Genomic DNA, 17,566 nt, shown 5'->3' with positions numbered 1-17,566 from the left:
GAGTGAGCACGACTGACGCCAGTTCCGAGTCGCATCGCCTGATCCTTCGGCAGTCGCGCAAGGAAGATTACGACGACATCGCCGAGATCATGGAGCGCGTCTACCAGGGCCTCGACGGCGCCTGGGAGCGCGAGCAGTTCGAGTCCCAGGTCACGCGCTTTCCGGAAGGGCAGATCTGCATCGAGGACAACGGCAAGGTGGTGGCCGCGGCGATCTCGCTGATCGTCAAGTACAGCCGCTGGGGCCAGAGCCACCGCTACTGGGACATCGTCGGCAACGGCTATCTCACGACTCACGACCCCAAGGGCGACGTGCTCTACGGCGTGGATGTCTTCGTGCACCCCGACTACCGCGATTTGCGCCTGGGTCGCCGGCTCTACGACGCGCGCAAGGAACTCTGCGAGAACCTCAACCTGCGCGGCATCGTCGTGGGCGGCCGCATCCCGGGTTATCGGCACCATGCCGACGAGATGACGCCCCAGCAGTACGTGGCCAAGGTGCGTGCCAGAGAGCTCGTCGATCCCATCCTGACCTTCCAGCTGGCCAACGATTTCCAGGTGCGGCGCATCGTGCGCAACTACCTGCCCGACGACCGTGATTCCGCCGGCCATGCCGTTCTGCTCGAGTGGGTGAACATCTACTACGACGAGGGCGCACAGAAGATGATCGGCGGCCGGCCTTCGGACGTGCGCGTCGGCGCCGTGCAGTGGCAGATGCGGCGCACCGATTCGCTGGAAGACCTCTACAACCAGATCGAGTACTTCGTCGACGCGGTGTCCGGGTACCAGGCCGATGTCGTGCTGTTCCCGGAATTCTTCAACGGCCCGATGATGGCGCCCTGGAACGACCAGGGTCCTGCCGAGGCCGTGCGCCAGCTGGCCGGCTACACCGAGGCGATCCGCGACAAGATGCAGCAGTTCGCGGTCTCCTACAACATCAACATCATCGCCGGTTCCATGCCGGAATACGACGGCGAGCGCCTGCGCAACGTCTGTTACCTGCTCAGGCGCGACGGTACCTGGGACCGGCAGTACAAGGTCCACGTCACGCCCGATGAGGTCAGCTACTGGGGCCTGAAGGGCGGCGACAAGGTCAAGGTCTTCGACACCGACTGCGGCCGCATCGGCATCCTGATCTGCTATGACGTGGAATTTCCCGAGCTGCCGAGACTGCTGGCAGACGGCGGCATGAACATCCTGTTCGTGCCCTACTGGGTCGACACCAAGAACGCCTATCTGAGGGTTCGGCGCTGTGCCCAGGCCCGCGCAATCGAGAACGAGTGCTACGTCGTGATCACCGGCTCGGTCGGCAACCTGCCTCGGGTCGAGAACATGGACATGCAGTATTCGCAGGCGGCGGTGTTCACGCCCTCGGACTTCGCCTTTCCGCACGACGCGATCGCCCACGAGGCCACGCCCAACACCGAGACCATGCTGATCGCCGACCTCGATCTCGACAACCTGCGCGAAATCCGCTCGCACGGCTCGGTGCGCAATCTCGCCGATCGGCGCCACGACCTGTACGAACTGCGCTGGAAGGACGGCGAGAAATAACGGGCCGGTAACGGAGAGCTTGTTAAGATGCCGTCAGGCATCAAGGCAGGAGCAGCAACGTGGACAGCATGACCTGGGGCATCATCGGACTTCTCGTCGGCCTCGCCGTGGGCGCCGCCCTCGTGTGGCTGCTCGTGGCTCGCCGGACGCACGCGCCGTCGGTCAACCAGCTCAAGGCCGAGAACGAGCGTTTCCGCGAAGAGGTCAACGCGCACTTCGTCCAGACCGCGCAGCTGATCAACGAACTGACCGACAGCTACAAGAAGGTCTTCGACCACCTCAGCGACGGCGCTGAGCGACTGGTGGACAAGGAAGCGGTGCGCGAGCGCATGCCGCAGGTCGGCCACCGCGAAGTGCGCCTGCGGCATATCGGTGCGCCCAGGGATTATCGTCCCACCGGCTCGCGATCCCGGCCTGAAAAGCCGAAGCAGTCCTCGCCGGATCGCGCTTCGGCCGGGGATGAAGCCGACGACGACAGCTCGTCCTGATCGGGCTTCAGAATCTGCGGCTATAGACCAGAGACCAGCTGTTGATGCCCTCGTTGGGTTCCTTCAGGCTGGCGTTGGAATAGTGGATGATCCGCAGCCGGAGCGCATCGCGCTCGTTCATCTGCACCCCCACCGCAAAACGATCCTCGAAGTGCGCCCGCGAACCGAGCCGCTGGTCTCCGACCCGGTCGTCACTGAAATAGGCCGCGCCCACGCCCAGTTCGACGAACGGCTCCCAGCCCTCGGCATTGAAGCGGTAGACCAGAACGGGCGAGACCGAGATCGAATGCTCGTCGCTGCCGAATCGGCCGGCCTCCCACCAGGTGTAGGCCACGTTCCAGTAGCCGGACAGATGACCGGTCTCGGACTCGAACCAGCGCTTGTTCCAGTCGAAAGCCAGGCTGACGTTGGCCGTCGTCTCGCCGCCGCTGGTCACGCCCGGCGCCAGCATCAGCTCCGTGGCATCGGCGTCGGAGGCCGCCGTTGCGGTGAGGCAGAGACCGAGGGCCAGGGAAAGGGGGGTCTTGATGGTCGAAACGGGCACGACTGTACTCCTCTGAGACGACGGGTGGGCCAAAGACTACCGCAGATCGGTCCGCGCCGGGCGGATGGCCGGCCAGGAACGCATCTGATACGGTTCGTGCATTGGCGTGGCGGAGATGTCGACAATGCACAAGGGTATTTGGTTCGGTCTGTTGGCGCTGGTTTTGCTTGCCGGGACTGCCACCTGGTTCCTGCGCGGCGCGCCAGCGGATCCCGGCTCCACGACCGGGGCGCCCCGCGCGGTGTCGCCGTCGCGCGAATCCGATTTTCCCGAGCCCGGCAGACAAGCGGATGGCCGGGACGGGGTTGCCAGCCCGTCTCCCGATCCGATGCAAGGACAACGTGATGGGCCGGTTCCGTCCTCGAAGCAGCCCGGTAGCCGCCTGATCCTCATGCGCGATGTCGAGAACGCTGCCAATGCCGTAGAGCGGGCGCAGGCCCTTGAACGGCTGGCGGAGATGGAACCCGTGCTGGCGGCGAGGAAGTTGCTCGAGCTGAGCGCATTCTGCGACCCGGAGGCAATTCGCGCCCAGGAAGGTCTGGGCGGCTCACTGGATCTGATCGAACAGAGGCGCCAATGGTGTGCCGGGCTGGACCTCTCCAGGGAGGCCATGAAGTCACGAGTTGAAGAGCTGATGCGGGTCGATGGGGACCTCGAAGGGGAAGCCGCGCGGATCGAACGCATGGCGCGGGACCCGTATGTCGGCAGACGCTACGAACTGGAGGAAAGGCTCGCCAATGCAGCGCAAGAGGATCGCAGCGATTATTTCACCGGTTTGTTGCGACGTTCGCGTGGCTTTGACGACATCCACAGCCTCGTCGCATTGAACATGCAGTACGCCCGGGACCACGGCGGTCGGCCAATGTGGCGGCTGGGATTGGATATTCACGACAGCCTGTATCCCCAGGCCGAATTGTTGCACGCGCAAAGGGTTGCAATGGTTCTTTACGGTTGCAGGCGATTTGGCGGCTGCGGATCAGGCCAGTACGCAACGATGGTTTCCTGCACGCTCGGAGCGTTCGGGCAATGTGGGCCGGGCAGTTCGCTCGGGGAGCATTTGTACCTGACGACCCCGCCCGCCGACTATGGGCTTGCGCGCGATATCCTCGCCAGGCTCTAGGCTGCTGAGCAACGACCGCATTAGCCACTCTGGACCTCGACGAGGCGGTCGTGAATGCGGTCCCTGGCCTGTCGGAATCTCTCCAGCGCGTTTCCGCCGGATCGTTCCGCGTCCCACCCGATTGCCGGGTCCGGAATCGGCCAGTGCAGATGTCGGACGCCTGCGGGCAGAGCAGGGCAGACCTCCTCGGCGCACAGCGTGATTACGAGATCGAGTTCTGCCGGGTCGAATTCGTCGACTGATTTCGAGTGGTGGCCGGAAATGTCGATGCCGACCTCGGCCATGGCCTTCACGGCCCAGGGATTCACGGTTGTCGGCTGCGAACCGGCGCTCATTACTTCGGCACGATCGCCCAGCATCTTCCGGGCCAGGCCTTCAGCCATCTGACTGCGCGCCGAGTTTGCGACGCACAGGAACAGGATTCTTTGCTTTGCCATTAGCTTAAAAGCCTTGGTTGTCCACAGATGAACACAGATGAACACGGATAAAAACAAAAGAGTACAGCTCTTTTTCTTGCAAGGTGCCTGCAAGCGCCATGAATCACCTTTGCTCACCGAAGGCATGGCAACCGTTGATCTGCTCAGTATCTGTGTTTATCTGTGTTCATCTGTGGAAAAAAAGAATGTGGCCCGAAGCGGCACCAGTGATTGGCTATTGTCTAAGACCCAACGGCCTCCCCCCCAAACCACCGACGCTTCAACCACAGCGCAACGGTCACGAGGCTGATCAGTACGGGTACTTCCACCAGCGGTCCGATGACCGTGGCGAAGGCCACCGGCGAGGCCAGGCCAAAGGCGGCGATGGCCACCGCGATGGCCAGCTCGAAGTTGTTGCTTGCAGCGGTGAAGGCGATGGCCGTCGTGCGCGGGTAGTCGGCCTCGATCAACCGGCCCATCCAGAAGCTGACGATGAACATCACGACGAAGTAGATCACCAGGGGCGCGGCAATGCGCAGGGCGTCGAGCGGCAGGCCGAGTACGGCCGAGCCCTTGAGCGCGAACATCACCGCAATGGTGAACAGCAGGGCAAACAGAGTGATCGGCCCGGTGGTGGGCACGAAGACGTTTTCGTACCAGTACGAGCCGCGGCGCCGGATCAGGATGCGGCGGCTGAAGTAGCCGGCGGCAAAGGGAATGCCCAGGTAGACGAACACTGCCTGCGCGATTGTGCCGAAGCCGACGTCGATCACGCTGCCGGCCAGGCCGAACAGGGGTGGCAATACGGTCAGGAAGATCCAGGCGTAGAGGCTGAAGAACAGCAGCTGGAAGATCGAATTGAAGGCGACCAGCGCCGCCACGTACTGGTTGTTGCCGCCGGCGAGCTGGTTCCAGACGATGACCATGGCGATACAGCGCGCCAGGCCGATCAGGATCACGCCGGTCATGTACTCGGGATGGCCGCGCAGGAAGATCACTGCCAGGGCGAACATCAGCACCGGCCCGATCAGCCAGTTCTGCACCAGCGACAGGACCAGCACGCGCTTGTCGCGAAAGACCAGCGGCAGTTGTTCGTATTTCACCCGCGCCAGCGGCGGATACATCATCAGGATCAGCCCGGCGGCGATCAGCAGGTTGGTGTGGCCGATGGCGACCGCATCCAGCGCCGCGGGCAGCCCGGTGAATATCGTGCCGAGCAGGGTGCCCAGGGCCATCGCGGCAAAGATCCAGAGGGTCAGGTAGCGGTCGAGGAAGGATAGGCGCTTGCGCGGAGTATCGGTCATCGGGTCGGTTCCGGGGTTCGGGCTTCAGCAGCAGCTTTCGACTTGCGAAATCAGCTCCGACAGCAGTTTCAGTCGTTTCGAAGAGAGCGAGTAGCACACCCGCGGGCGTTCGATCTCGCCGACCACGATGCCGGCTTGTTTGAGTATGCGAAGGTGCTCGGAGACGGTCGACTGGGCCAGTCCGACATCCTCGACGATGTCGCCGCCGATGCAGCGCTGCCTGTCCAGCAGAAGGCGAACGATCCGCACGCGTGCCGGATGCCCGAGTGCACGGGCGGTTTCCGCAATGGCTTCGTCCTGAAAGCGGGATTCTTCGTCCATATCGGTTACATGGAATCGTATATCGTCGATGAACGATATTCTAGCATGTCATGTCGCTCGCCGCGATCCGCTAGACTCACGGGCCGTCGTCTCGCAAGTCCCGCTTTTTATGTCCGAACGACATTCACTTTTCGCCACCGCGCCCCGAGGACTCCCGGATCTGCTCGCGACCGAGCTGGAATCGCTCGGCCTGGCCGGCGTCCATGCGCAGCGCGGGGGAGTGGCCTTCGAGGGGGCACTTGCCGATGCCTATCGCGCCTGCCTTTGGTCGCGTATCGCCAATCGCGTCCTGCTGCCGATCGCCCGTTTCGAGGCCGATGATGACGAGGGGCTCTACCGGGGAGGGCTGTCGATCGACTGGTCGCAGCACATGGGGCCGGAAAGCACACTCGCTGTCGATTTTACCGGCATCAAGGCGGCGATCTCTCACAGCCGTTTTGCCGCCCAGCGGGTCAAGGACGCCGTCGTCGACCAGTTGCGCGAGTCCACCGGGGCCAGGCCGTCGGTGGACGTGCGCGAGCCCGATGTGCGCATCAACGTGCACATGCACCGGACCAGCGTGACCGTCGCCATCGACCTGTCGGGTGATAGTTTGCACAAGCGCGGCTACCGCGAGACGGGCGTCGCCGCCCCGCTGAAGGAAAACCTGGCTGCGGCGATGCTGTACCGTGCTGACTGGCCTGAAATTGCCGCCGGTGGCGGCGGCTTCGTCGACCCCATGTGCGGGTCGGGCACCCTGGCCATCGAAGCCGCCTGGATGGCGGCCGACTCCGCGCCCGGCCTCCTGCGAACGCGATTCGGTTTCCTGCGCTGGCGGGGGCACGACGATGAGTCCTGGAAGAACCTCGTCGACGAGGCCCTCGATCGCCAGGAGGCCGGTCTCGGGCGGCTGCCGCCTATTGCCGCCTTCGACAACGACCGTCGGGCTGTCCGCCTCGCACGGGCCAACGTTGAACTCGCCGGGCTGAGCGGCCGTATTCACGTCGAGCGGCGAGAGATTTCAGCGGCATCGGCACCGGCCGGCACGGACCGCGGCCTGGTCGCCACGAATCCGCCCTACGGCGAGCGTATCGGCGAGCAGCACGAGCTCCTGCCGCTCTACCTTCGCCTGGGTGAGACCCTGCGTACGCGCTTCCCGGGCTGGCGTGCCATCGTGCTCAACGGCGCAGGCTGCCAGATCGGGCTGAAGCCGGACAAGAGCTGGCAGTGCTTCAACGGGCCGCTGGAGTGCCGGCTCGAACGATTCGAGATCGCAACCGAAAGCGAAGGCAGCCGGGCCACACCGGCCGAGGATCTCGTCAATCGCCTGCACAAGAACGAGCGCCAGCTCAGGAAGTGGCTGAAGCGCGACAATGTGACCTGTTACCGGCTCTACGATGCCGATATCCCCGAGTACGCCCTGGCGGTGGACGTCTACGGCGCCGAGTCGGGACGCTGGCTGCACGTGCAGGAATACGAGCCGCCGGCCAGCGTCGACCCCGGCAAGGCGCAGGGTCGGCTGCGTGCGGCGTTGAGCGCCATTCCGGCGGCCACGGGCGTACCACCCGAGCGCATGGTTTTCAAGGTGCGGCGGCGCCAGCGCGGCGCCGAACAGTACAACCGGATGAGCGAGCAGTCGCGCACCCCGGTCGTGCGCGAAGGTCCCTGCCGGCTGGAGGTCAACCTGACCGATTACCTCGATACCGGCCTGTTCCTCGATCACCGGCCTGTGCGGCACTGGCTGGGCGAGCAGGCGCGAGGCAAGCGGCTGCTCAACCTGTTCTGCTACACCGGGGCGGCCACGGTACATGCGGCCGTGGGCGGCGCGGCTTCGACCACCAGCGTGGACCTGTCGAAGACCTACCTGGCCTGGCTGCGTCGCAACCTGGCGCTCAACGACCGCGACGAGCGGCGCCACAGCACCGTGCACGCCGACGCGCGTGAATGGCTGGCCAATTGCCAAGAGACATTCGACCTGATCTTTCTCGATCCTCCGAGCTTCTCGAACTCCAAGCGCATGGAAGGCAGCCTGGACGTGCAGCGCGACCACGTCGCCATGATCGACGACGCCATGTCATGCCTATCGGAGGAGGGCACCCTGGTGTTTTCCACCAACCTGCGGAGCTTCGACCTGGATTCGACGTTGGAAGAGCGATTTGCTGTGGAGGATCGGTCGCGTTGGTCGATCCCGAAGGACTTCGAGCGCAATCGCCGCATCCACCGGTGCTGGTTCATCCGCCATCCTGCCTGATCCGGCCGTCTAGAGCCGTTTCAGACCGGGTTAACTCTGCTAGACTCGGTGCGTCTTTCCATGTTGGCCGATGGTTTCCCGGGTCGGCCTGATCGTCCTCGAGTGATGCCGAGTTCAAGCAACAATCGCGCATGGCTGATCGCATTGGCGAGTGCAGGAGTCAGCCTCTGTCTCGGCGCGCTTTCTCTATGGCTGATTCTGCCCCTAATCGATGGTCGCCCTGCCGGCGCAGGCGGGTCGATGACAATGGAGGTTTCGAAATTCGAGGCGGTACCCGCTGCGGCGCTGCTACGCGACGTTCCGGCAGCGGATCGGCCCAGCGCCGCGCGGCTGTCCATGATGCTCTCCGCTGCCCCTTCGATCGAGGCGGCGCAATTCCCACTGCTCGAAGTCGATATCTCGATGACCGACTCCGAATCGCGGCTCTACTTGTTCTGGCGGCGCACAGATCGACCTGACACGCTCTTTTCACTGCTTCTAGATGGCGCCGGTGCCGGTACGAGTTGGCACGAACCCGCCTTGCATGCGGAGTGGCGAGGTACGATCGAGCAGCTGGCCATCGGCGGATTCGGGGCTGGCCGTGCTGTTGTTCCCGATCTCGGGGTAGTGAGATTGCACGGTGGTGGTCGTGGCGCCCGCGTCGCCCAACTCTGGTGGCACTGGGCCCGCTTCGAGCCTTGGCAAATGTCGACGATCAACCAGGTGCCGGGTGCCCGCTCCGGGGCACCCTTGAGTCCGACGAGCGCGGCTCTTACCTGGGCGCTGCTATCCATGTTGGTCCTGACACTTTGCTACGGGTATCTGAGAGGGCCGCGCAAACCCTGGCTGGTGGCCGCGCTGGCGATCATCTTCGTTCCCTGGGTCGGCCTTGACCGGCTTTGGCAGGCCCGCCTGGACTGGCAGCTGGAGCTGACCGAATCTCGATTCGGTGGGTTGACCCAGGTGGAGAAACACTCGCGGGAATTAGACCGAGACCTTCAACGCTTCGCCTTGAGTGTGGCCGAACGGGTTCCCGCCGAGCCCGAGCATCGGGTTTTCCTTCTGCACGACTCGAAGGGCCACAACTATTGGCGCCTGCGCCTGCAGTATCACCTGCTGCCACGCAATATCCACAATTTCGGTCGGGGGCTGCCCGTACCCCAACTTGAAGCGGGGGATTTCATCCTGGTGCTTCACGATATCGCTGGGCTGCGCTTCGATCGGAGCGAAGGCACGCTCTCTGATCAGCACGGATCGGTCCCGGTCGAACGGCTGTTGTTGCGGCCCGGCGGTGCGCTCTATCGCGTTCGTTCGGCCTCGGTGCTGGAGGAGGTCTGACCATGGCCTTGTTCGAGGGTATCGATTTGACCGGTCTGATCGTGGCGCTTCTTCTGCCCTGGTTGACCGGGGTGGCGCTAGTCACCGCCGCGCTGCCCGGCACCCGCTGGAGCGTCGTCGTCGGGCAGGGCTACCTGGTTGGGCTCCTGGTGGTGATCGCTGTACTTCTTTCACTCGATGGTCTGGGGACTCACCTGAGCTTTGAGGTCCCTGCGGTGATCCTAGGTCTGGTCGCGCTTCTGGCAGTGATCGCGTGGTGGCGGCAGGGCGGTCGGATACGCCCCGAATGGCCTAAGGGGCGGCAGTTCTGGCACTTGGTCTGGATTCTGCCCCTGTTGGCATTCCTGATCGAACGCGGTGGCGTACTCGCTCAGGAGCTCGTGCTGCGTCCGCTATTCGCCTGGGACGCCTGGATGAACTGGGTGCCGCGGGCGGTGGTCTGGTTTCACCACGAAGGCTTGACCCCCTTTGTATTGCCGAGCGAATGGCTGGAGCAATCTTCGGACTCGGTGGTCTACACCCTGGGCAACCGGCGCGCCTCGGAGTATCCCGTTGGCGTGCCCCTCCTTTTGCTTTGGCACATGCTCGGCGCCGGAACGGCCGATCACACGCTGTTGTATCTGCCGTGGCTGCTGCTTCCCGCAGCGATGGCCTTGGCGTTGTGGGGCCATCTGCGCGAAAGCGGCACGCCCGTGGCGATTGCGGCACTAGCCGTCTATGCCTTACTGAGCCTGCCATTGCTCGAAGTTCACGCCATGCTGGCCGGGTATGCTGATCTCTGGCTCGCCGCGGCCTTTGGGTTGGGCGCCATGGCTTTGTCCACGGCCGCACGGACGGGCTGTCCTCGCTACCTGCTGCTGGTGGGACAGGCGGCTTTGGCCTGTTTTGCCTTCAAGACGCCGGGGCTGTTTTTCGGCAGCTTGCTCGCGCTCGGCATCGTGCTCAATTGGCTGAATGTTTCCGCTCGCTGGGTTTCGGTAGCTGGCATGGTCCTGGCCGGAGGTGTGGTGGCGGCACTGCTTGCTGGATGGCTGCTTCCCGCGGGCTGGCCTCATGGCGGGCTGGTACTGCCGTTGTCCGGCGCGCTGCCTGATCTGGACCTGATGGCGCAGCCGCTGTTGCCGTACCTGCTTGAGAGCGTGCTGATCGACGCCAACTGGCATCTGCTTTGGCCGCTGTTTCTGCTGGTTCTCATCGCCGCGGTGGTTGTTGAGGGGCGCCGAGCATTCGAGGCGCCGGATATGCTGCTCCTGCTGGCGGGGCTCGCCTTTCTGATCGCGGTCTTTGGATTCACGCACTACTTCCGTCAGGCGGTCAATAGCGTGACTTTCAATCGTGCGCTGCTCTACTTGGTCCCGTTGATGGTCTATGTGAGTTTCCACGCACTGGGCAGCTGGATCGGTGGCGGATCACGCCGCGGAGACGGTTCATGAATCGAATTATCGGTCCGGCTGATTGGCTCACCCGCCTGGCACCGTTGTTCGACGGCCTGGCCGTCCTGCTGGCCGGCTACGCAGCCCATTGTCTTCGGTTTTCGCGGCTCCAGCTGCCGGCGGGTTACCAGCTGGCCTTGCTTCTGGGGCTGTTGTTGTCCCTCGTATTGCTGCCGGCGGCCAGGAGCTATCGGGGCGTGCGCTGGCACCGGCCCGTGCGCGGCGTGTTGTCGGCACTGCCCGGGCTGGTCGCGGTCTTCGGCTCCCTGATGGTGCTCGCGACCCTAACCAAGACCACAGCGGAGTTTTCCCGGATCTGGATGGTTACCTGGATAACCGGCACAGTGGTCCTCATGTCAGTCTGGCGCTGGCTGGTCCGCCGGCAGGCAGATCGAGCGGCGCCCCGAATCCTCTTGATCGGTACCGGTGCGCTGGCGTTAGATGCGGCGCGGCGCCTGCAGTCGGTCTACGGTGATCGCGCGCTGGTTGGGTTTGTTCGACTAGAGGATCTGCAGGCGGCGGCCTCGCTTCCCGCACCGGTGCTGGGTGAGATCGATGAGCTCGAAACGATCGTTCAGTCCGATGAGCTGGCTGTGACCGAGCTCTGGCTGGCCCCCGACACGGCTCCCAGCGAAGACGACGACCACCTGCTGCACCAGCTTCGGTTAAGCAGCCTACCGGTTCGCTACGTGCCTGACCTGCGCGTACTTCGCCTGCTGGGACACCGGGCCAGCGAAGTCGCCGGCATGACGGTAATCGAACTCAACGCTACGCCTCTGGATGGGCCTGATGCGCTGGTCAAGGCGGCCCTGGATCGGCTGATCGCAGGGGCTCTGCTGGTGGTTCTGTCGCCTTTCTTGCTGTTGATCGTGGCGGCCATCAAGCTCGATACCCGAGGACCGGTTGTCTTCGGCCAGCCTCGCCATGGCGGCGGCGGGCGAGTGATTCGGGTGCTCAAGTTCCGCAGCATGCGTCCGGGTAACCCCGATGACGCTCGACAAGCACGGCGCGACGACCCCCGCGTCACGCGGGTCGGGCGGTTGCTGCGTCGAACCAGCCTCGACGAACTGCCGCAGTTGTTCAACGTGCTGCGTGGCGAGATGTCATTGGTCGGGCCACGACCGCATCCGCTTGCACTCAATGAAGCCTACAGCGGCCGCCTGGCCGCCTACATGCAGCGCCACAGGGTCAAGCCGGGGATCACGGGCCTGGCCCAGATCAACGGTTACCGGGGCGAGACGGATACTCTGGAGAAAATGCAGAAAAGACTCGAGTACGACCTCTACTACATAGAGAACTGGTCGCTCTGGATGGACTTAAGGATTCTGGTTCGCACGGCGCTCTCGGGATGGACCGATCGCAATGCTTACTGAAGAACGACGGCCCAACCTGTTCCTCGTAGGCGCTCAGAAGAGTGGGACGACTACACTGGCCAGAATGCTGGACAATCATCCAGAAGTGTTCATGTCGTCCCCGAAGGAGCCGGGATACCTGGCATTCGGCGAAAGGGGCTATACCGGGATCGATGGTTACGGGCGCCTGGCGAATCCTGCCAGCTGGGTGATTGATTCGGAAGCCGAATACCTGGCCCTCTACCGTGCGGCTCCAAGAAGTGCTCGGTGGCTCGGAGATGCAAGTACTTGGTACCTTTCGGAGCCGGGATCCGTCGACAGGGTCAAAGCGTTCAATCCCGGTGCCCGGATCATGGTGATTCTGAGAAATCCCGCCGAGCGTGCCTATTCCGCCTGGTGTCATGCCCGTCGGGATAGCGAAGAGTCTTGTGCAAACTTCGCCGATGCCCTTGATTTGGAGCGACAACGAAACAATCCTTCTCATCTGCTTCGCTACCGCGAGATGGGTCAGTATGCGACTCAGGTGAGGCGGTATTTCGAGGCATTCGGGCGAGGTCGAGTCCTCGTCCTCTTTTACGAGGAGCTTCGAGACGAGCCCGAAGTACTCTGGTCTCGCTGCTGTGACTTTCTCGGTCTAGACAGTCGTCACCCGATTCCATCGAGCTATCGCCAGAACCTATCCGGGATGCCACGAAGCAGCGTCATACACCGACTCAAGCGGTCAGAGCGATTGCGTGCTGCGTTGAAGAAAGTGGTGCCCATCGAGCTTGCGCGCCGGGCGAACCGGGCTCTGGACGCTTTGAATTTACGGCGATTTCCACCCTTGCCAGTCGAACAGCGTGAAAGCCTCATGCGCGAATTTGAATCGGAGGTAACCGAATTGATGCGGCTGACAGGACGCGACTTGACTCACTGGCTACCTGATCGATGACAAGTTCACGTAGCAGTCATTCCTATTTGACTGTTAACGTCTGGGGCGGCAGTTTTCTATCGGTAAAACGGATGGATTGGGCTTGCGCCGACTGGAAACAAAGAGATCTGTCTCTCAGCCATGAACAATGAATACGATATTACCGGGTTTAAAATATCCAACCTGACTCTGGACGAGCTCCTAGCTTCAGTGCTCCATCTGGTACGGCGGGAGGGCCGTGTCGCGCCTGCAGTTGTTATGTCTGCCAATGTCCATAGTATCAATTCCGCTCATAAGTATCAGTGGCTATCCAGAATGAATGAGCGTGCAGAACTCGTCCGTAATGATTCTGCGGGCGTACAGTTGGCGGGCCGGATCCTGGGGGTCACTATCAAGCAGCGGATGACCTGGGCTGATTTTGGTTGGGATCTCGCTGAATTTTGTCAGGACAACGATATTTCAATGTACTTTCTTGGCGGCCGGGAAGGCGTTGCGAATCGGGCGCGATCAAGACTGGTGGAGCGCTTTCCTCGCCTGAGGGTTCTCGGAGCCCATCATGGGTTTTTCGACAAAACGGGAGGCGACAGCGACAGGGTGGTCAATGAGATAAACCAGCTCGGGCCCGATATTCTGGTGGTCGGGTTTGGTGTGCCCATTCAGGAGCGCTGGATTCTAGAAAACCAATCACGGCTGGCGACCAGGGTCATCATGACCGGTGGGAATTGCTTTAGTTTCCTAGCTGGCATTGAATCTCGAGCACCCCAGTGGATGCACCAAAATGGCCTCGAATGGTTGTACCGTTTAATGAAGGAGCCTTTTCGAATGTCACGAAGGTACATTCTCGGAAATCCACTCTTTTTAATTCGGGTGATCCGCCAAAGGATGGGGAATGGGTGAGGCTCGCCTTTGATCGATTAGTTGCATAGAGTGTTTCGACGTGTTCTGAAGGTAAATCCCTGCCCTGAACAGCCTGCTGGATGATCGTTGACTGACGGGATGTCCTCACCTCGCCATGGGTGGCGGCAAAAGCAAGAGAGCTATTCTTGGCAACGCAAGGAGGCGACTCAACCAGGAAGAGTGGCTTCTTAGAGCGGCGCGCTGGTAACGTATGGTTAACTTCACTCGACTCTTCATTCCCGAGGGCAAGGAGCGGTTTCTAGCCTCGTTGAGCACATCGCCCAGACCGGGCCTTTTCGATTCACCCAATGCCTGACAGACCATTCGAGTGATCTCTCGGCTGCGTTGTATACCCAGATAGGTTCGCGGCCACTTTGCAAGTCCGGCGTAGGCGTTGCTCCCATGCACTCTGTAAAAGAATGCTGGAGTTGCACAATGATATTTCTCCTTACCTAGCAATGAAGCGGCTCGCACGATAATTCCATCAGCTGACAAACGCTTCGCGGTATGGCTATCGTTGCGAAGACCCAGCAACCGTGCGGTCCTTCTTCCCAATGGCTTATGGTCCGTCAGACGTTCCCGTATTGACAAGATGTCAGCGGTGAGGTTGTTACGCAAGGCCAGTCCTGAAGTGGGCGTTCCGACAAACTCTCCGGTCGCCCATACGCTCCAGCGGGTAGAGCCTGTAGGTCCCTCAGGCAGCAAGGCTGCTTCCGGAGCTTGATGTGTCCGAGCGTTTTGCGGTGGGGGTTGATCCCCAAAGTCCGGATTCGAGAAGAAAAAATCGACTTCGGGATGCCGGTTCGCGATTGATCGCAACCGACTTAGGTAGCCGCTAAGCAAGTAATCATCGCTGTCAAGCAGCACATGCAGGTCTCCACTTGCCGAATCCAGGCCGTTGAGAACCGCGCGCAGTTGGAGTTGGTTCCTTTGGAAAATGACGCGAACCTGGGGGTGTTCGTCATAACGTTGTAAGATCTCTCTTGATTCGTCTGTCGATCCGTCGTCAACCACAACGATCTCATCGTAGTCTTCCAACTGTTTAAGGGCGGAGTCCAGAGCCATAGGAAGAAATGAGGCGTAGTTATAATTGTTGATCACCACTGAGATGGCGAGGTGTTTTAGGTCTGAGGTATCTGGAGCAGTCAAGTCGGCAATTTCCTGTATGGTCGGGACTATACTGAGGCGGTGCTATTGATGCGCTCTCGGTAATTAGACGCTGCAGCCGTCTGATCTGTGATGGGTCAACTCGCTGAAGCCACGAGTCTGATGACTGGCCGAGTCGAGCGCCTTTGAAAGAAGCCGGGGGTCATCATGGCTAATTCACGTCTCCGAAAGGGTAGCCGGCTCTCGAACATTCTTGTTCAGTATGGCCAACCCCAGTCCTCTCCAAGCAGCTTGAACAGTTCTCTGTTTCTGGGTCGAAAATACGTTTCCAGACGCTCGCGGCAGTCAATTGGCATGCTGCTTTTGTGGCCGCCCTGGTTGGCTTTCCTGGCTTCATAGGCATGTTTTGGCAATCCGAGGTGTTGGGTGATGCGGTCGGCCGCCTGTATCGGGTTTTTCTTCCAGTCCTCGAAGTTGAGGATCAGGAACTGCTCTCGGGGAAAGAACGAGAACCAGTGCTTGAGTTGATCGGCATAGTGCCCACGATTCACGTAACCGAACTTATGGAGCAGCGGAGCCATTTGGCGAAAATTTTCTTCGGTCAGTGATGCCCCTTGTTCCAGAAGCGCGAGCTCTCGATCAATCGCCTCAGAGAAAGTCGCGCGTTCGGGTGCCGGCAGGCGCCGCATGTGCTTGTAGTGAGACCAGGCGCGCTCGACGGGATCTCGCAAGGACACGATTAATTTGGCTTGTGGGACCAGCTCAGCAGCCCGACTGGCATAGGGGAAAAAGGACATGCCCGGCGTAGCTTCCCCGGTGACCGGGGAATACCCGAGCGTTCGTCGTCCCGCTGTCAGAGATCTTCGAGTGGGGAAGTGCGCTCGATACCATACTTCTCCCCTGGAATATTTGTGGGGCTGTTCGAAGAATTGCAACTCTTTGGCGACAGGGCTCCAGCATCCCGGGTGCTGGGTCAGCATCTGAAACAGCGTGGTGGTGCCCGACTTCATCGCGCCGATGATCAGAAAGTTGGGTAGTGCACCACCAGGGCGCACGAGACGCCTGACTTGCATTCTCTGGATCCGAACCTGCCGTCTGCCCCACTGCCAACACTCTTTTGCGCGTATTACGGCCTTATTCGCTTTCATCGTGTTTTTGCGATCGCTTTTCAGACGTTACGGATTTGCTCAGAATGGTCGGGTTTAGTCCGAGTCTTGAGCGCACGTGGAAGAGGCAGCCTGTGCTTATGACCATGGTGCTGATTATGCCAGTGAGGGCCGCACCCAGCGCGCCCAGCCAGGGAATCAGAAGGAACAGGGAGACAAGGTGGATAACCCCGGCGAGCGAGGTCGTTTTAAGGACGGCCGACTGGAGCCCGCTCATGATCAGGACTTGCTGTGCCGGCCCGAGCGTGGCGGCGAGTAGGTGGTTGGTCAGCAGGACTGCCAATATTGGAAAAGCCTCAAGGTAGCCAGGGCCGAAGAGTCCGAGAAGCATCGGCCCGGTGAGTAGCAGCCCGATAACAGCCACCAGCGAGGGCCATAGCGTCGCATGTCCAGCCTGACTCACGGTTCGTTGAAGCGCGTCCTGATCCCCCTCGGCGCTGGCGCTGGCCAGCCAGGGCTGAACCACCGATGCGATCACCGTTTGGGGCACCGAAGCTAGCTGAGCGAGGCGTTCGGCGACGAAATAGGCTGCCGCTGCTCGAGGATCGACGAGAACGCCCAGAGCAAGTACGCCACCATGCTTCATCGCCAGGTCTGAAAGACGCACCCCAAAGATCGGCAGGGCGTTGCCAAGCAGGCGCTCGGGAGAAAAAGTGTTGTCTGCCGTTGCTTCTGCAGCGGACCGGGTAACGGCCCGTCGCGGCTTCGCGGATGTGGCATATACGATTTGAACGAAAACGACCAAAGCCAGACTCATGCATAGAGCCAGCATGATCTCCGGCGCGGCGAGAGGCTCGCCGAGGGCGACGAGGACGGTGAACGCGAGTGCTGCGAAAGAAAGAGGGCGCAGCACCTGTAGCGGCAAGAAGGCGGTGACCAGGCGAGAACGGGCGCGCGCCAGAGCCTGGTAAAACAGGCTGAACGTCGCAAGCGGGGCGGACGCCACGGCAATCAACGTCGTTTCGCGCGGCAGCTTCTCGAATACTTCGGCGGGCATTGCGATGATCACGAGAGCGACGGTGCCGCTGACCAACAGAGTAGACAGAACCAGCCACCTGGCGCCGCTGCGAGCGACGGCCGCGACCGATGCCCCGTCCCCGCGACTGGTGTGCACAGCGACGAATCGACTCACGGCGACGGGGATGCCGAGCGTCATCAAGGTGCCAAGCAGGAACAGCAAGTTCTGGGACCAGGCGTATATCCCATACTGTTCGGGGTTGATGACGATCCTGGCGAGAAGCAACTGGAGCGCGAAGGCCGACAGCAGGCCGAGAGCCTTTATCGCACCGGCGATACTCCCGGCACGAAATACGCGGTTTTTCCTGACCTTGGCTAGAAGTTGTGGCAGCGGTTGGCGCTGCTTGCCCGGCTTGTCCATGCTTTGGCTCAGTCGCTCGAGGCTCTTGCC

The 17,566-nt window shown here is 61.6% G+C and carries 16 protein-coding genes; 9 read left to right on the top strand and 7 right to left on the bottom strand.

Features of this window, described 5'->3' with window-relative positions:
• Window positions 1-2: 2 nt before the first annotated feature.
• The gene (locus tag DZC52_RS14235) at window positions 3-1,553 is read left to right on the top strand and encodes a bifunctional GNAT family N-acetyltransferase/carbon-nitrogen hydrolase family protein (RefSeq protein WP_245960835.1); all 1,551 of its coding nucleotides are present in this window, start codon (window positions 3-5) and stop codon (window positions 1,551-1,553) included.
• Window positions 1,554-1,621: 68 nt separating this feature from the next.
• A complete protein-coding gene (locus DZC52_RS14230) occupies window positions 1,622-2,041 on the top strand; it encodes a Z-ring associated ZapG family protein (protein WP_116651809.1) in 420 nt (139 codons plus the stop codon).
• A 7-nt stretch (window positions 2,042-2,048) separates the two neighbouring features.
• Here DZC52_RS14230 and DZC52_RS14225 read toward each other — a convergent pair whose 3' ends face one another.
• A complete protein-coding gene (locus DZC52_RS14225) occupies window positions 2,049-2,585 on the bottom strand; it encodes an acyloxyacyl hydrolase (protein WP_220338398.1) in 537 nt (178 codons plus the stop codon).
• Window positions 2,586-2,709: 124 nt separating this feature from the next.
• Here DZC52_RS14225 and DZC52_RS14220 point away from each other — a divergent pair, with 124 nt between their 5' ends.
• Entirely contained in the window at window positions 2,710-3,705 is a 996-nt protein-coding gene (locus tag DZC52_RS14220; RefSeq protein WP_147307720.1) for a hypothetical protein, read from the top strand.
• Window positions 3,706-3,725: 20 nt separating this feature from the next.
• On the opposite strand, the gene DZC52_RS14215 is transcribed toward DZC52_RS14220, so the two are convergent.
• The 3 genes from DZC52_RS14215 to DZC52_RS14205 all read right to left on the bottom strand — a co-directional run bounded on the left by DZC52_RS14215 (window position 3,726) and on the right by DZC52_RS14205 (window position 5,746).
• Window positions 3,726-4,259: an arsenate reductase ArsC gene (locus tag DZC52_RS14215; RefSeq protein WP_220338397.1), complete on the bottom strand. Its 534-nt coding sequence runs from the start codon at window positions 4,257-4,259 to the stop codon at window positions 3,726-3,728.
• Window positions 4,260-4,363: 104 nt separating this feature from the next.
• Window positions 4,364-5,425, bottom strand: a complete 1,062-nt coding sequence (gene arsB / locus DZC52_RS14210; RefSeq protein WP_116651806.1) for an ACR3 family arsenite efflux transporter — start codon at window positions 5,423-5,425, stop codon at window positions 4,364-4,366.
• A 24-nt stretch (window positions 5,426-5,449) separates the two neighbouring features.
• Window positions 5,450-5,746 (bottom strand): ArsR/SmtB family transcription factor, encoded by a 297-nt coding sequence (locus DZC52_RS14205; RefSeq protein WP_116651805.1) that lies wholly within the window; start codon window positions 5,744-5,746, stop codon window positions 5,450-5,452.
• A gap of 109 nt (window positions 5,747-5,855) precedes the next feature.
• Here DZC52_RS14205 and rlmKL point away from each other — a divergent pair, with 109 nt between their 5' ends.
• From rlmKL to DZC52_RS14175, 6 genes are all read left to right on the top strand, one after another.
• A complete protein-coding gene (gene rlmKL, locus DZC52_RS14200) occupies window positions 5,856-7,976 on the top strand; it encodes a bifunctional 23S rRNA (guanine(2069)-N(7))-methyltransferase RlmK/23S rRNA (guanine(2445)-N(2))-methyltransferase RlmL (RefSeq protein WP_116651804.1) in 2,121 nt (706 codons plus the stop codon).
• A 102-nt stretch (window positions 7,977-8,078) separates the two neighbouring features.
• Window positions 8,079-9,293, top strand: a complete 1,215-nt coding sequence (locus DZC52_RS14195) for a hypothetical protein (protein ID WP_147307719.1) — start codon at window positions 8,079-8,081, stop codon at window positions 9,291-9,293.
• Window positions 9,294-9,295: 2 nt separating this feature from the next.
• Entirely contained in the window at window positions 9,296-10,726 is a 1,431-nt protein-coding gene (locus tag DZC52_RS14190) for a hypothetical protein (RefSeq protein ID WP_116651802.1), read from the top strand.
• Window positions 10,723-12,099, top strand: coding sequence for an undecaprenyl-phosphate glucose phosphotransferase (locus DZC52_RS14185; protein ID WP_116651801.1), 1,377 nt, complete (start codon window positions 10,723-10,725; stop codon window positions 12,097-12,099). The genes DZC52_RS14190 and DZC52_RS14185 overlap by 4 nt, the downstream gene beginning before the upstream one ends.
• Window positions 12,089-13,009, top strand: a complete 921-nt coding sequence (locus DZC52_RS14180) for a sulfotransferase family protein (RefSeq protein ID WP_116651800.1) — start codon at window positions 12,089-12,091, stop codon at window positions 13,007-13,009. Before DZC52_RS14185 ends, DZC52_RS14180 begins: the two co-directional genes overlap by 11 nt.
• A 120-nt stretch (window positions 13,010-13,129) precedes the next feature.
• Entirely contained in the window at window positions 13,130-13,885 is a 756-nt protein-coding gene (locus DZC52_RS14175) for a WecB/TagA/CpsF family glycosyltransferase (RefSeq protein ID WP_116651799.1), read from the top strand.
• A gap of 105 nt (window positions 13,886-13,990) precedes the next feature.
• On the opposite strand, the gene DZC52_RS14170 is transcribed toward DZC52_RS14175, so the two are convergent.
• From DZC52_RS14170 to DZC52_RS14160, 3 genes are all read right to left on the bottom strand, one after another.
• Window positions 13,991-15,034 carry a glycosyltransferase family 2 protein gene (locus DZC52_RS14170; protein WP_147307718.1) on the bottom strand — a complete coding sequence of 348 codons (1,044 nt, stop codon included), beginning with the start codon at window positions 15,032-15,034 and terminating at the stop codon, window positions 13,991-13,993.
• A 215-nt stretch (window positions 15,035-15,249) separates the two neighbouring features.
• Window positions 15,250-16,065, bottom strand: a complete 816-nt coding sequence (locus tag DZC52_RS14165; RefSeq protein WP_181918965.1) for a sulfotransferase family protein — start codon at window positions 16,063-16,065, stop codon at window positions 15,250-15,252.
• A 61-nt stretch (window positions 16,066-16,126) separates the two neighbouring features.
• Window positions 16,127-17,536 carry a lipopolysaccharide biosynthesis protein gene (locus DZC52_RS14160; RefSeq protein ID WP_116651796.1) on the bottom strand — a complete coding sequence of 470 codons (1,410 nt, stop codon included), beginning with the start codon at window positions 17,534-17,536 and terminating at the stop codon, window positions 16,127-16,129.
• Window positions 17,537-17,566: the final 30 nt, after the last annotated feature.

The sequence above is a fragment of the Wenzhouxiangella sediminis genome (assembly GCF_003410055.1).
Lineage (GTDB): Bacteria > Pseudomonadota > Gammaproteobacteria > Xanthomonadales > Wenzhouxiangellaceae > Wenzhouxiangella > Wenzhouxiangella sediminis.
The sequence above is the reverse complement of the archived record's forward strand: the minus strand, read 5'-3'. Positions and strand labels throughout refer to the sequence as shown.

What these genes read in the sequence shown, in the direction of transcription:
- DZC52_RS14175 (WP_116651799.1), top strand. Translation starts at nt 13,130, where the DNA reads ATGAACAATGAATACGATATTACCGGGTTTAAAATATCCAACCTGACT.
- DZC52_RS14165 (WP_181918965.1), bottom strand. Translation starts at nt 16,065, where the DNA reads ATGCAAGTCAGGCGTCTCGTGCGCCCTGGTGGTGCACTACCCAACTTT.
- DZC52_RS14185 (WP_116651801.1), top strand. Translation starts at nt 10,723, where the DNA reads ATGAATCGAATTATCGGTCCGGCTGATTGGCTCACCCGCCTGGCACCG.
- arsB (WP_116651806.1), bottom strand. Translation starts at nt 5,425, where the DNA reads ATGACCGATACTCCGCGCAAGCGCCTATCCTTCCTCGACCGCTACCTG.
- DZC52_RS14230 (WP_116651809.1), top strand. Translation starts at nt 1,622, where the DNA reads ATGACCTGGGGCATCATCGGACTTCTCGTCGGCCTCGCCGTGGGCGCC.
- DZC52_RS14190 (WP_116651802.1), top strand. Translation starts at nt 9,296, where the DNA reads ATGGCCTTGTTCGAGGGTATCGATTTGACCGGTCTGATCGTGGCGCTT.
- DZC52_RS14160 (WP_116651796.1), bottom strand. Translation starts at nt 17,536, where the DNA reads ATGGACAAGCCGGGCAAGCAGCGCCAACCGCTGCCACAACTTCTAGCC.
- rlmKL (WP_116651804.1), top strand. Translation starts at nt 5,856, where the DNA reads ATGTCCGAACGACATTCACTTTTCGCCACCGCGCCCCGAGGACTCCCG.
- DZC52_RS14180 (WP_116651800.1), top strand. Translation starts at nt 12,089, where the DNA reads ATGCTTACTGAAGAACGACGGCCCAACCTGTTCCTCGTAGGCGCTCAG.
- DZC52_RS14205 (WP_116651805.1), bottom strand. Translation starts at nt 5,746, where the DNA reads ATGGACGAAGAATCCCGCTTTCAGGACGAAGCCATTGCGGAAACCGCC.
- DZC52_RS14220 (WP_147307720.1), top strand. Translation starts at nt 2,710, where the DNA reads ATGCACAAGGGTATTTGGTTCGGTCTGTTGGCGCTGGTTTTGCTTGCC.